This is a genomic window from Micromonospora sp. WMMD956 (assembly GCF_029626125.1).
In the GTDB taxonomy this organism is placed as follows: domain Bacteria; phylum Actinomycetota; class Actinomycetes; order Mycobacteriales; family Micromonosporaceae; genus Micromonospora; species Micromonospora carbonacea.
The window spans coordinates 4,193,330-4,205,938 of record NZ_JARUBI010000005.1; the positions used below are offsets into that span (position 1 = coordinate 4,193,330).

13 protein-coding genes are annotated in these 12,609 nt (G+C 74.8%); 10 read left to right on the forward strand and 3 right to left on the reverse strand.

The annotated features are described in order from the left end of the window. Positions 1-83 precede the first annotated feature (83 nt). Positions 84-815, forward strand: a complete 732-nt coding sequence (locus O7628_RS19070; RefSeq protein WP_278132422.1) for a Clp protease N-terminal domain-containing protein — start codon at positions 84-86, stop codon at positions 813-815. A gap of 51 nt (positions 816-866) precedes the next feature. Here O7628_RS19070 and O7628_RS19075 read toward each other — a convergent pair whose 3' ends face one another. Next, positions 867-1,385: a hypothetical protein gene (locus tag O7628_RS19075; RefSeq protein WP_278132424.1), complete on the reverse strand. Its 519-nt coding sequence runs from the start codon at positions 1,383-1,385 to the stop codon at positions 867-869. Positions 1,386-1,542: 157 nt separating this feature from the next. Between O7628_RS19075 and nfi the strand changes: the two genes are divergently transcribed. Further along, positions 1,543-2,229: a deoxyribonuclease V gene (gene nfi / locus O7628_RS19080; protein ID WP_278132427.1), complete on the forward strand. Its 687-nt coding sequence runs from the start codon at positions 1,543-1,545 to the stop codon at positions 2,227-2,229. Positions 2,230-2,266: 37 nt separating this feature from the next. Here nfi and O7628_RS19085 read toward each other — a convergent pair whose 3' ends face one another. Both O7628_RS19085 and O7628_RS19090 read right to left on the reverse strand, forming a co-directional pair. Further along, complete coding sequence (locus O7628_RS19085) at positions 2,267-2,776, reverse strand: SRPBCC family protein (RefSeq protein ID WP_278132429.1); 510 nt, start codon at positions 2,774-2,776, stop codon at positions 2,267-2,269. Continuing rightward, positions 2,773-3,207, reverse strand: a complete 435-nt coding sequence (locus O7628_RS19090; protein ID WP_278132431.1) for a metalloregulator ArsR/SmtB family transcription factor — start codon at positions 3,205-3,207, stop codon at positions 2,773-2,775. The genes O7628_RS19085 and O7628_RS19090 overlap by 4 nt, the downstream gene beginning before the upstream one ends. 220 nt (positions 3,208-3,427) lie before the next feature. Here O7628_RS19090 and O7628_RS19095 point away from each other — a divergent pair, with 220 nt between their 5' ends. The 8 genes from O7628_RS19095 to efeU all read left to right on the forward strand — a co-directional run bounded on the left by O7628_RS19095 (position 3,428) and on the right by efeU (position 12,592). After that, positions 3,428-4,507 (forward strand): hypothetical protein, encoded by a 1,080-nt coding sequence (locus O7628_RS19095; protein ID WP_278132433.1) that lies wholly within the window; start codon positions 3,428-3,430, stop codon positions 4,505-4,507. Between the two features lie 68 nt (positions 4,508-4,575). After that, positions 4,576-5,961 carry a phosphomannomutase/phosphoglucomutase gene (locus tag O7628_RS19100; RefSeq protein ID WP_278132434.1) on the forward strand — a complete coding sequence of 462 codons (1,386 nt, stop codon included), beginning with the start codon at positions 4,576-4,578 and terminating at the stop codon, positions 5,959-5,961. 62 nt (positions 5,962-6,023) lie between these two features. Next, positions 6,024-6,209 carry a Trm112 family protein gene (locus O7628_RS19105; RefSeq protein ID WP_043962058.1) on the forward strand — a complete coding sequence of 62 codons (186 nt, stop codon included), beginning with the start codon at positions 6,024-6,026 and terminating at the stop codon, positions 6,207-6,209. After that, complete coding sequence (locus O7628_RS19110) at positions 6,206-7,402, forward strand: SIS domain-containing protein (protein ID WP_278132438.1); 1,197 nt, start codon at positions 6,206-6,208, stop codon at positions 7,400-7,402. The genes O7628_RS19105 and O7628_RS19110 overlap by 4 nt, the downstream gene beginning before the upstream one ends. A gap of 28 nt (positions 7,403-7,430) precedes the next feature. Continuing rightward, positions 7,431-8,456 (forward strand): cation diffusion facilitator family transporter, encoded by a 1,026-nt coding sequence (locus tag O7628_RS19115; protein WP_278132440.1) that lies wholly within the window; start codon positions 7,431-7,433, stop codon positions 8,454-8,456. 2 nt (positions 8,457-8,458) lie between these two features. Next, on the forward strand, positions 8,459-9,637 hold the full coding sequence (manA, locus tag O7628_RS19120; RefSeq protein WP_278132442.1) for a mannose-6-phosphate isomerase, class I: 1,179 nt from the start codon (positions 8,459-8,461) through the stop codon (positions 9,635-9,637). A 350-nt stretch (positions 9,638-9,987) separates the two neighbouring features. Continuing rightward, complete coding sequence (gene ahcY / locus O7628_RS19125) at positions 9,988-11,487, forward strand: adenosylhomocysteinase (RefSeq protein WP_074478446.1); 1,500 nt, start codon at positions 9,988-9,990, stop codon at positions 11,485-11,487. Between the two features lie 211 nt (positions 11,488-11,698). Next, on the forward strand, positions 11,699-12,592 hold the full coding sequence (efeU, locus tag O7628_RS19130; RefSeq protein WP_278132445.1) for an iron uptake transporter permease EfeU: 894 nt from the start codon (positions 11,699-11,701) through the stop codon (positions 12,590-12,592). The last annotated feature ends 17 nt before the right edge of the window (positions 12,593-12,609 follow it).

The window sequence follows — 12,609 nt, forward strand, 5'->3', positions numbered from 1 at the left end:
CCGGCGGCGGTGGTGTCGAACGTGGAGCCCCGATCGTCAACCTGGGGTTGACGATCGGGGCTGCGTCAACTTATGGTTGACGTATGACGGAATACGCCCAGCTTCCCAATCCGGTCCGGCTCGACGACCTCATCGCGGGAATCAAGAAGGCCCGCCCCGACGTGCTCGACCAGCTCGCCGACGCGGTCGTGGCCGCCGACCACCTCGGCGACGTCGCCGACCACCTCATCGGCCACTTCGTCGACCAGGCCCGCCGCTCCGGCGCGTCCTGGACGGAGATCGGCCGCAGCATGGGGGTCAGCAAGCAGGCCGCCCAGAAACGCTCCGCCGCCAAGGCGGAGACCGCCGCCACGCTCGACCCGAGCGCCGGGTTCGGCCGGTTCACCCCGCGCGCCCGCAACGTGGTGCTGGCCGCGCAGGAGGAGGCGCGGGCGGCGGGCCACGCCGAGATCAACCCGGGGCACGTCGTGCTCGGCCTGCTCGCCGAGCCGGAGGGGCTGGCCGCCGCGCTGATCGTGGCCCGGGGCGTACCCCTGGAGCGGGTCCGGGAGGCCGCCACCGCGGCCCTGCCGGCGAAGGCCGACCGGGTCCCGGAGCTGATCCCCTTCGACGCGCGGGCCAAGAAGGTCCTGGAGCTGACGTTCCGGGAGGCCCTGCGCATGGGGCACAACTACGTCGGCACCGAGCACATCCTGCTCGCCCTGCTGGAGGAGGAGGGCGGCGACGGCGTGCTCGGCGGGCTCGGCCTGGAGAAGGACGCCCTGGAGTCCGCCGTGGAGGGCGCGCTGGCCGAGCTCGCCCGCAAGCGGGCCTGAACCGCGTCGGGCACGCGCCACGGGGGCGCGTGCCCGACGTCGGGACGGCGGTCAGTCGGCGGCGGGGAACCCGTAGCGGGCCGCGTGCTCCGGGTCGGCCGGGTCGACCTGCCGGATGCCGGCGTCGGCGAGCCGCTTGTTCACCTCGTCGAGCTGCTCCCGGACCAGCCGGGCCTCCTCCTCGGTGACCCGCCCCCGGTGCGGCTTGCCGGCGTGCTCGATGGTGCCGTAGTCGACCTTCTCGGCGCCCTTGCGCGCCTTCGGGGGCCGCACCCGCTCGGCGGTCTTCAGCAACTGGGCCATCGGCACGTCGGTGGCCATCGCGTCGAACTCGCTGGCCGTCAGCACCACCCGGCGGGGCTCGCCGCCGCCGTGCCGGTCGTGGACCTCGACCACCACGACGTCCAGGGCCGCGTCGTCGATGCTCTCCACCTCGGTCGCGGTGGCGTCCAGCTGCACGGGCCCCGCGACCAGGTCGGGGTGCTCCAGCACCACGACGCGGACCACCTCGTCGTCCGGCTGCAGAACGGTGCCGCTGAAGTCGGAGACGTGGATCGTCTTCTTGCCCATGCGCGGAGCTTCTCCTGTCGGTGACCGGTTGTCGGACCAGAAGAAATTACCCGACAGGTGTGCGAAAGGGCGGGCTGGACCGGACGGGTGTGTCGCGCGGCGGCGGCCGGTCGGCACGCGGGGCCGAGGGCCGCAGGACGCCGCCTACGATCACCGGGTGGACACCCCGGTCGCCGCCCCGCCGCCCCGGACCGAGGCCGAGGCGCTCGCCGTGCAGGACCGGCTGCGGCCGTTGGTGGACCTCACCGGGCCGGGGCCCGCCGCGCCCGCGACCGTGGCCGGGCTCGACGTCGCGTACGCCGAGAGCGGCGACCGGCTCGCGGCGGCCGTCACCGTGCTGGACGCCCGGACGTTGGCCGTGGTGGACCAGGCGGTGAGCGTGGGCCGGCCCGCCTTCCCGTACGTCCCCGGGCTGTTCGCCTTCCGGGAGCTGCCCGCCCTGCTGGCGGCGTTGGAGCTGCTGACCGTCCGCCCGGAGCTGCTGGTCTGCGACGGGCACGGGCTGGCCCACCCGCGCCGGTTCGGGCTCGCCTGCCACCTGGGCGTGGTGACCGGCCTGCCGGCGATCGGGGTCGGCAAGACGCCGCTGGTGGGCCGCTGGGAGCCGCCGGCCGCCGCGCGTGGCGCCTGGTCCCCGCTGTGCGATGGCGGGGAGGTGGTGGGCCGCGTGCTGCGCACCCGGGACGGCGTGAAGCCGGTCTTCGTCAGCGTCGGGCACCGGATGGGGCTGGAGAACGCGTGCGCCCGGGTGCTCGCGCTGACGCCGCGTTACCGGCTGCCCGAGACCACCCGCGCCGCCGACCGGCTCTGCCGCGCCGCGCTCGCGGGCCGCGGCACGGGGTGAGTCGGCCGTCGCCGCGCGGGGTCGGCCCCGCGCCAGGTCACGCCGGGTCGACCCGGGTCGGCAGCGCCTCGAAGTAGGGCTTCATCGCCGGGTGGTAGTCGTCGAAGCTCGGCGCGGGCCGCCCGTCCCGCGCCGCCGCCAGCATGTCGAGGTAGTACTCCCAGCCGGGGCCCAGATCGCCGATCCCGTCGGTGGTGGCGAGGTGCTGGACCAGCCGGAGCTCGGTCCGGCCGGCGGAGTGCGACAGCAGCAGCTCGATCCGCCAGCCGCCGGGCCCGTCGGTCGTCGACAGGGCGAGCCGCCGGGGCGGCTCGCACGCGTCGATCCGCAGGTCGAACCAGGGCTCCTGGTCCTCGTGGGCCATCTGCACCCGGATCACCCGGCCGGGGGCGGCCTCGCCCTCCCACGGCCCGAACCACCGGGCGGTACGGTCGGATTCGGTCACGCTGGCCCACACGTCCTCGACGGGTGCCCGGAACGTACGGCTGACGACGAGATCGTGGCCGCCGGGGACCGGGCAGAGCCGGCCGGTGGGTGGGCTGTTCATGCTGTCCTCTCCCGTGGGTGATCCGGCGCGTCGCGCCGGCGGCGCTCGCGACGGGTGCGATGGACTTCGGTCTCCAGCGCGTCGAGACGGCGCTCCCAACCGGCGGCGGTGGTGACCTGACGGGCGGTGGTGACCTGACCGGCGGTGGTGACCTGACCGGCGGTGGTGAACTGGCCCGCGGCGGTGAACTGGCCGAGCCACTCTACGAGCTCGCCGAACCGCGACGCGTCGAGCTCGTAGAGGCGTCGACGGCCGACGAGCGTGTCGCGCACCAGCCCGCTCTCGCGCAGCACCCGCAGGTGCCGGCTGACGGCGGGCCGGCTGATGACGAACCGGTCGGCGATCTGCCCCGCGGCGAGCCGCCGGCCGCGCAGCATCACCAGGATGTCGCGCCGCACCGGATCGGCGATCGCCGCCGCCACCTCGTCCACCGGTAAAGGGTAACCAACATGTTACGCGTCCGGCAAGGCGCCCGCGCCCCGCCCGCCCGTCTCCGCCCGCCGCCCCGCCCGCCGGGCCGGGGCCGGGTGAGAAGGGGACCCTTCTCTACCGCAGGCGTTAACAAGGGGCCCCTCCTTTCCGCGCCGCGCCGCGATCGGTGGCCGGTAGTAACCTGACCCGCGGACCCGGACGGGAGAAACGGCGGTGATCATGGCGCTACGTCGGCACGCGACGCGGCTCGCGGCGGTGTGCGTGATGCTGGGCGGCCTGGTGGCCGCCGGGGCGTCGCCGGCCCTGGCCGAGGGCGACTCGGTGCGGGTGCGCGCCACCGACAGCTTCCGGCCGGGCGGCTCGCCCGGCGCGGTCAACGTCGAGGTGCGCAAGCGCACCGAGGGCTGCGTGGTGCTGCGCACCGGGCTGGGCCTGAGCCTCGCCGGTCTCGCCGCCAACCAGGTCACCGCGCAGGTGAGCCTCGGGGGCCGCTGGGTCCCGGTGCCGGTCTCCGGCGGTGGGGGAGCGGTCACTACGGGCCGGTCCGCCCCGACGAACCCGACCCTGTGCAAGGGCAAGGGCGTCACGATGCGCTACCGGCTGACGTTCGCGGCGGGGGCGCCGGGCGGCCGGCTCACGGTGGTCGGCGAGGCGGTCGACGGGCGGGGCCGGGCCATCGGCCGGGGGGCCGTCGCGTCCCGGGTGGTCGGGCCGCAGGCGGCGACGCCGTCGCCCACCCCGAGCCGCAGCCCGTCGCGGTCGCCGAGCCCCAGCCCGAGCCCGACGGCGGAGCCCACGACCGACGCCCCGACGGCCGGGGAGCCGACCCTGGCCGCCGTCGCCGCCGAGGCCGGCGGGGCCGGCACCGTGGCCGCGGCCGAGGAGGGCTCCGGCGGGCTGTCCTGGATCATGCTCTTCGGCGTGGGCCTGGTCGTGCTGGGCGTCGGCCTGATCGTGCTGCTGGTGCGCCGGTCGCGGGCCGACCGGGAGCCGGCCGACGACGCCGACGCCCTCCCCGGCGTCCCGTTGCCGCGCAGTCCCGGCGGCACCACCTACCGGTCGGCCACGCCCGCGACGCCCGCGCCGGGCCGGACGCCACCGACCCCCGGGGTGTACGGCCGACCGGCCGCGCCGCCGTCCGGCGGGGTCTACGGCTCGCCGGCCGCGCCGCCGCCCACCGGCGGGGTCTACGGCGGCGCGCCGTCACCCGCCGGGGGCGACGCGGCGGGGCCGGGCGAGCCGCCCGCGCCGGCCGGTGGGGGCGACGCGACGACGATCATGCCGCGCCTGCCCGGCTGAGGCCGGCCGCCCCCGGGTGCTCCGATACGCTCAGGCCGTTGGCGACCTGCGGCGAAGGAGCGAAGCGCGTGTCTGATCTGTCCCGGATCGTGAAGGCGTACGACGTCCGTGGGACGGTGCCGGACCAATGGGACGAACGCGTCGCCGAGGCGCTCGGGGCCGCCTTCGGGCAGGTGCTCGCCGCCGCCGGGGAGCCCGGCGACGCCGTGGTGATCGCGCACGACATGCGGGCCAGCGGGCCGGGCCTGGCGGAGGCGTTCGCCGCGGGCGTCCGGGCCGAGGGGCGCTCGGTGATCGAGCTGGGGCTGGCCTCCACCGACATGCTCTACTACGCCTCCGGCACCCTCGGGCTGCCCGGGGCGATGTTCACCGCCAGCCACAACCCGGCGCAGTACAACGGGATCAAGATGTGCCGGGCCGGCGCCCGCCCGATCGGCCAGGACAGCGGGCTGGCCGAGATCCGGGACCGGGCGCAGGCCCTGCTCGACTCCGGGGCCGCCCGGCCGGCCGGCGCGCCGACCCGGCCGACGCAGCGGCGCGACCTGCGCCCGGAATACGCGGCCCACCTGCGCAAGCTGGTCGACCTGGCCGGCATCCGGCCGCTGAAGGTCGTGGTCGACGCGGGCAACGGGATGGGCGGCTGGACGGTGCCCAGCGTCCTCGGCGACGCCGTGCTGCCCGCGCTGCCGCTGGAGATCGTGCCGCTCTACTTCGAGCTCGACGGCACCTTCCCCAACCACGAGGCCAACCCGCTGGACCCGGCCAACCTGGTCGACCTCCAGCGGGCCGTCCGCGCGCACGACGCCGACCTGGGCCTGGCGTTCGACGGCGACGCCGACCGCTGCTTCGTGGTCGACGAGCGCGGCGAGCCGGTCTCCCCGTCGGCGATCACCGCCCTGGTGGCGGTCCGCGAGCTGGCCAAGCACCCCGGCTCCACGGTGATCCACAACCCGATCACCTCGCGCGCCGTCCCGGAGATCATCCGCGAGCACGGCGGCGAGCCGGTGGTGACCCGGGTCGGCCACTCGTTCATCAAGGCCGAGATGGCCCGCACCAACGCCGTCTTCGGCGGCGAGCACTCCGCCCACTACTACTTCCGCGAGTTCTGGTTCGCCGACACCGGCATGCTGGCCGCCATGCACGCGCTCGCGGCGCTCGGCGGGCAGGCCCTGCCCCTGTCCGAGCTGGCCCGCGAGTACGAGCGCTACGTCGCCTCGGGCGAGATCAACTCCACGGTCGCTGACCAGGCGGAGAGCATCGCCCAGGTGCGGGCCGCGTACCCGGAGGCGGCGGTCGACGAGCTGGACGGGCTGACCCTGAGCTTCCCCGACGGCGCCTGGTTCAATCTGCGCGCCAGCAACACCGAGCCGCTGCTGCGGCTGAACGTCGAGGCACCGACCGAGGAACGGATGATCTCCCTCCGCGACGAGGTGCTCGACCGGGTTCGCCGATAAGATCCCCTGCGCCGGCCGGCACCGCCGACCGCCGCCTACGCACCCGTGGAAGGAGCCGCACCGTGGCCCTGGACCCGCAGTTGCTCGAGATCCTCGCCTGTCCGGACACACACCACGCCCCGCTCGACTACGACGCGGGGGCGCAGACGCTGACCTGCACCGAGTGCGGGCGGATCTTCGAGGTGCGCGACGACGTGCCGGTGCTGCTGCTCGACGAGGCGCGCGGCGGACCCGCGCAGCAGTCGTGATGGAGGGGACGGCCGGGGTCAGCGGGCACCGGCACGCCGACGAGGCTCTGCTCGACAACCCGGACGCCCTCGCCGAGCACGACCCGGGCGGCATGCTGCGGTTCATGGCCTCGGCCGGGGCGCAGGTGCGGGAGTCCGCCGCCCTGGCGGCGGAGGCCAACCTCACCGTGCTCGCCGACGAGGGTCGCCCCCGGGCGGTCGTCATCGCCGGCATCGGCACCGCCGGACGTACCGGGGACGTGCTGGCCACGGTCGCCGGGCCGCGCTGCCCGGTCCCGGTCATCCCGCACCGCAGCGCCGGCGTGCCCGGCTGGGTGGGCGCGGCCGACGTGGTGATCGCGGTCAGCGCCTCCGGCCGCAGCCCGGAGGCGCTCGGCGCGGCCGAGGCCGCCCACCGCCGGGGGGCCCGCCTGGTCGCCGTCGGCGCGCCCGACTCGCAGTTGCAGTCGGTGGCCGAGCGGGCCCGAGCGCCGTTCATCCCGGTGCCCCGCCGCGCCCCGGCCCGGGCCAGCCTGTGGGCGCTCACCGTGCCGGTTCTGCTCGCCGCCCGTACGCTCGGGCTCGTGAAGGTCAACGAGGCGGATCTCGCGGAGACGGCGGCGCGGCTCGACGCCGACGCCGACCGCTGCCGTGCCACGGCCGAGTCCTTCGTCAACCCGGCGAAGTCGCTGGCCCTGGGGCTGGCCGGCTCGGTGCCGATCGTGTGGGGCTCGTCGCCGCTGGCGACCGTCGCGGCCCGCCGGTTCGGCGACACCCTGTCGGCCAACGCCCGCTACCCGGTGGTCAGCGGGGCGCTCGGCGAGGCCGGGCGGGGCCGCGTCGGCCTGCTCGACGGCGTGTTCGGCGGGCTGGCCGAGGGGGAGCGGGACATCTTCGCCGACCCGGGCGAGTCCGCCGACGGCGGCACCCGGCTGCGGCTGGTGCTGCTGCGCGACGGCGGGCTCAACGCCGAGGACGACGCCGACGAGCCGCTGGCGGTCGAGGAGCGGCGGGCCGACGCCGTGCAGACGCTCGCCGAGCGGCGCGGGGTCCGCTGCGACGTGGTGACGGCCGAGGGCGGCTCCGCGCTGGAGCGGCTCGCCTCGCTGGTGGCGGTGCCCGACTTCGCCTCCGTCTACCTCGCCCTGGCACACGGGCTGGACCCGATGGCGGTTCCGGCCATCACCGAGATGAAGGAGCTGGCAAACCAGTGAGCACGTGCGGCATCGAACGGGGAGCGGTGTGAGCGCCAACGGCGGTACGAAGGCGATCGTCGCGGCCCTGCTGGCCAACGTCGGCATCGCGGTCACGAAGTTCATCGCGTTCCTGTTGACGGGCTCCTCGTCGATGCTCGCCGAGTCGATCCACTCGGTGGCCGACTCGGGAAACCAGGGCCTGCTGCTGCTCGGCGGCCGGCGGGCCAAGCGCGAGGCCACCCCGCAGCACCCGTTCGGCTACGGCCGGGAGCGCTACGTCTACGCGTTCATCGTGGCCATCGTGCTGTTCAGCCTCGGCGGCCTGTTCGCGCTCTACGAGGCGTGGCACAAGGCGGCCGACCCGCACCCGATCGAGAGCTGGCAGTGGGTGCCGGTCGTCGTGCTGGTGGCGGCGATCGTGATGGAGGGCTTCTCCTTCCGCACGGCGATCGTGGAGTCGAACCTCATCCGGGGCAACCAGTCCTGGGTGCGGTTCATCCGCCGGGCCAAGGCCCCCGAGCTGCCGGTGGTGCTGCTGGAGGACTTCGGCGCGCTGGTCGGTCTGGTCTTCGCCCTGTTCGGCGTCGGGATGACCCTGATCACCGGCAACGGCATGTGGGACGCGGCCGGCACGGCGATGATCGGCGTCCTGCTGGTGGTCATCGCGGTCGTCCTGGCGATCGAGACCAAGAGCCTGCTGCTCGGCGAGGGCGCGGAGCCGACCGACGTGGCGACCATCGAACGGGCCGTCACCGACGGCCCGGAGGTGGAGCGGATCATCCACATGAAGACGCTCTACCTGGGCCCGGAGGAGCTGCTGGTGGCCGCGAAGATCGCGGTGCCGGCGTGCGAGAGCGCCGAGGAGCTGGCCCGGGGGATCAACGCCGTCGAGGCGCGGATCCGCGCGGCCGTCCCGGTCGCCCGGGTGATCTACCTGGAGCCGGACATCTGGTCCGCCACCGCGCAGCGGGCCGGCACCGGCGCCGCCGCGCAGACCGCCGTCGCCACGCCGGAGGCCGTCGCGCCGCAGGCGGCGGTGGCCGGCGCGGACGAATCGCACGCCGGAGGCTGACCATGGAGCCGCTGCACGGTCCGATCCGGGACTACGCCTGGGGTTCGCGCTCGGCGATCGCCGGGTTGCAGGGGCGGCCTGTGCCCAGCCCCGGGCCGGAGGCGGAGCTGTGGCTGGGCGCCCACCCGGGCGCGCCGGCCAGCGTGCAGCGCGACGGCGAGCCGGTGAGCCTGCTCGACGTGCTGGCCGCCGAGCCGGGGCGCTGGCTCGGCGAGCGGTCGGTGCGGCGGTTCGGCCCCCGGCTGCCGTTCCTGCTCAAGGTGCTCGCCGCCGACGCCCCGCTGAGCCTGCAGGCGCACCCCGACGCGGAGCAGGCCCGCGCCGGGTACGCGGCCGACGCGGCGCGGCCGGCGGGGGAGCGCAACTACGCCGACCCGCACCACAAGCCCGAGCTGCTCGTCGCGCTCACGCCGTTCGCGGCGCTGTGCGGCTTCCGCGACCCGGCGGTGTCGGCGGCGGCGCTGGCCGCGTTCGGCGTGCGGGCGCTGGAACCGGTGGTGGCGGCGCTGCGCGAGGGCACGGCGGGGCTGCGGGAGGCCGTCCGGCTGCTGCTGAGCTGGCCGGAGGCCGAGCGGGCGGGGCTGGTGGGGGCCGTGCTGGCGGCGGAGGCCGCGGGGCCGGACGCGGCGCTGGCGCGGGCCCTGGGCACCCGGTATCCGGGCGACCCGGGGGTGCTGGTGGCGCTGCTGCTGCACCACGTGCGGCTCGCGCCGGGGGAGGCGATCTGGATGCCGGCCGGCAACCTGCACGCCTACCTGCGGGGCACCGGTATGGAGATCATGGCGGCCAGCGACAACGTGCTGCGGGGCGGTCTGACCCCGAAGCGGGTGGACGTCGACGAGCTGCTGCGGGTGCTGCGCTTCGAGGTGCTCGACGACCCGCTGGTGGCCCCGGAGCAGGTGGCGCCCCAGGTGGTGCGCTGGCCGGTGCCGGTCGACGACTTCGCGCTGCACCGGGCGGTGCTGGCCGGCGCGCCGGTGCGGCTCGCGGTGCCGGGCCCCCGCGTGGTGTTCTGCCGCGCCGGGAAGGTCCTGGCCGACGACGGGACGGGCGCGGTGGCCCTCGCGCCGGGGCAGGCCGCGGTCGGTCCCGCCGACGCGGGCCCGCTCGTCCTCGACGGCGAGGGCGAGGCGTACGTGGCGACCAGCGGGTTGGACCGGGACGCCCTCGGGTCCCGCTAAAGCCGGGCTTGGGTTCCGCTTGGACCGGCGTGTTTTCCGCTCGTTCGACCTGCCCGTGCGGGGCGGCCGAGGTGGCCGGTGGGTGGGGACCGGGCGGGCGGAGCCGGCCGACACAAATCGGGAATTCCCGAAATAGCTTGACGGCGTGCTGGCCCGGTGTAACTTTCTAAGTGCGCAGCGTCACCGCGACGAAGGTCCGGTGGCGCGCGGGGAACCAAACCGGGGGGATGCACGGGGCGGCCGGACCGTGGGCGGACAGTCCGCTCGCGACCGACCGCCCCGTGCGCTGTCCGTCTCCGCGCGTAAGGTGGAGGGTCGCGCAGCACTTCGTTCGTTCGACAGGAGCTTCCATGACCAGCACCCTCCCGGCGGCCCAACCCGGCACGCCGTCCGAGGCCCGGCCGAGCACCCTCGCCGAGGGCGACTACAAGGTGGCGGATCTGTCGCTCGCCGAGTTCGGGCGCAAGGAGATCCAGCTCGCCGAGCACGAGATGCCGGGCCTGATGGCGATCCGCCGCGAGTTCGCGCAGGCGCAGCCCCTCGCCGGGGCGCGGATCACCGGCTCCCTGCACATGACGATCCAGACCGCCGTGCTGATCGAGACCCTGGTCGCGCTCGGCGCGCAGGTCCGCTGGGCGTCGTGCAACATCTTCTCCACCCAGGACCACGCCGCCGCCGCGATCGTCGTCGGCCCCGACGGCACCCCTGACGCGCCGGCCGGCGTCCCGGTCTACGCCTGGAAGGGCGAGAGCCTCCAGGAATACTGGTGGTGCACCGAGCGGGTCCTCGACTGGCCCGACGGCCAGGGCCCCAACATGATCCTCGACGACGGCGGCGACGCGACCCTGCTCGTCCACAAGGGCGTCGAGTTCGAGAAGGCCGGCGCCGTGCCGCCGGTGGAGTCGGCCGACTCCGAGGAGTACGCGGTCATCCTGGAGGTGCTGCACCGGTCGCTCGCCGCCGACGGGCAGCGGTGGACCCGGATCGCCGCCGGCATCAAGGGCGTGACCGAGGAGACCACCACCGGCGTGCACCGGCTCTACGAGATGCACCGCGCCGGCACGCTGCTCTTCCCGGCCATCAACGTCAACGACTCGGTGACCAAGAGCAAGTTCGACAACAAGTACGGCTGCCGTCACTCGCTGATCGACGGCATCAACCGGGCCACCGACGTGCTGATCGGCGGCAAGATGGCCGTCGTCCTCGGCTACGGCGACGTGGGCAAGGGCTGCGCCGAGTCGCTGCGCGGCCAGGGCGCGCGGGTCGTGGTGACCGAGGTCGACCCGATCTGCGCCCTCCAGGCGGCGATGGACGGCTACCAGGTCTCCACCCTGGACGACGTCGTCGAGCAGGCCGACATCTTCATCACCGCCACCGGCTGCTTCGACGTCATCACCAACGAGCACATGGCCCGGATGAAGCACCAGGCCATCGTCGGCAACATCGGCCACTTCGACAACGAGATCGACATGGCCGGCCTGGCCAAGCGCTCCGACGTCGAGCGGGTCAACATCAAGCCGCAGGTCGACCTCTGGAAGTTCGCCGACGGGCACGCGATCATCGTGCTCTCCGAGGGCCGGCTGCTGAACCTCGGCAACGCCACCGGCCACCCGAGCTTCGTGATGTCGAACTCGTTCGCCAACCAGACGATCGCCCAGATCGAGCTGTTCACCAAGACCGACGAATACCCGACCGGCGTCTACGTGCTGCCGAAGCACCTCGACGAGAAGGTCGCCCGGCTGCACCTGGCCGCGCTCGGCGCGAAGCTGAGCACGCTGACCAAGGAGCAGGCGGCCTACCTGGGCGTCTCCCCGGAGGGCCCGTTCAAGCCGGAGCACTACCGGTACTGAGCCAGCACGACAGGGACCGGGTCGGCCGCACGGCGGCGGGCCCGGTCCCTTCGCGTCCGGGGGTGCCCGGCGCGGCCCGGTGGCGGTCGGCGCGGCGGTCGGGGCCGGGCGGGTGACGTGGCGAAGAACAACTTGACGGGGCCGGGCCGGCGGGAGGAAGGTATGGCTGCCCTAAGTTAACCGAGGCAACCTGATCGATCACGGAGCACCGATGTTCGCCACCTACCTGATCGGCCTGCGCGAGGGCCTGGAAGCGACCCTCGTGGTCAGCATCCTGGTCGCCTTCCTCGTCAAGTCGCAGCGCCGGGACCGGCTGCCGCAGGTGTGGGGCGGCGTCGGGCTCGCGGTGGCGCTGTCGGTGCTCGTCGGCTGGCTGATCGAGTACACCTCGACCTCGCTGCTGGCCCGCTCCGAGGACCGGGAGCTGTTCGAGGCGGTCACCTCGGTGGCGGCCGTCGTCTTCGTCACCTGGATGATCTTCTGGATGCGCCGGGCGGCCCGCACGATGGCCGGCGAGCTGCGCGGCCGGCTCACCGAGGCGCTCGCGGTCGGCTCGCTCGCGGTCGCCGGGATGGCCTTCCTCGCGGTGGTCCGCGAGGGGCTGGAGACCGCGCTCATCTTCTACTCCGCGGCCCAGGGCGCGGCCGGCGACAGCGGGCCGCTGCTGGCCCTGCTCGCCGGCATCGCCAGCGCCGTGGCGATCGGCGTGGGCCTCTACTTCAGCGCCCTGCGGATCAACCTGTCGGTGTTCTTCACCTGGACCGGCGCGCTGCTGATCCTGGTCGCCGCCGGCATCCTCAAGTACGGCGTGCACGACTTCCAGGAGGCCGGCGTCCTGCCGGGCCTCAACGACCTGGCCTTCGACATCAGCGCGACGCTCGACCCGAGCACCTGGTACGCGGCCCTGCTCGCCGGGATGTTCAACGTCACCCCCGCGCCGAGCGTGTTGGAGACCGTGGCCTGGGTCGCGTACGCGGTGCCGGTGCTGGCGCTCTTCCTGCGCCGCCCCGCCCCGCCCACCGGCGCGGGCGCGCCCGCCCCGTCGGCGGCTGCCGCCGACGTCACCGAGCCCACCGGAACGGCGTCCGCGTCGCCGCGCGCCTGACCATCCCGAGGAGAAAC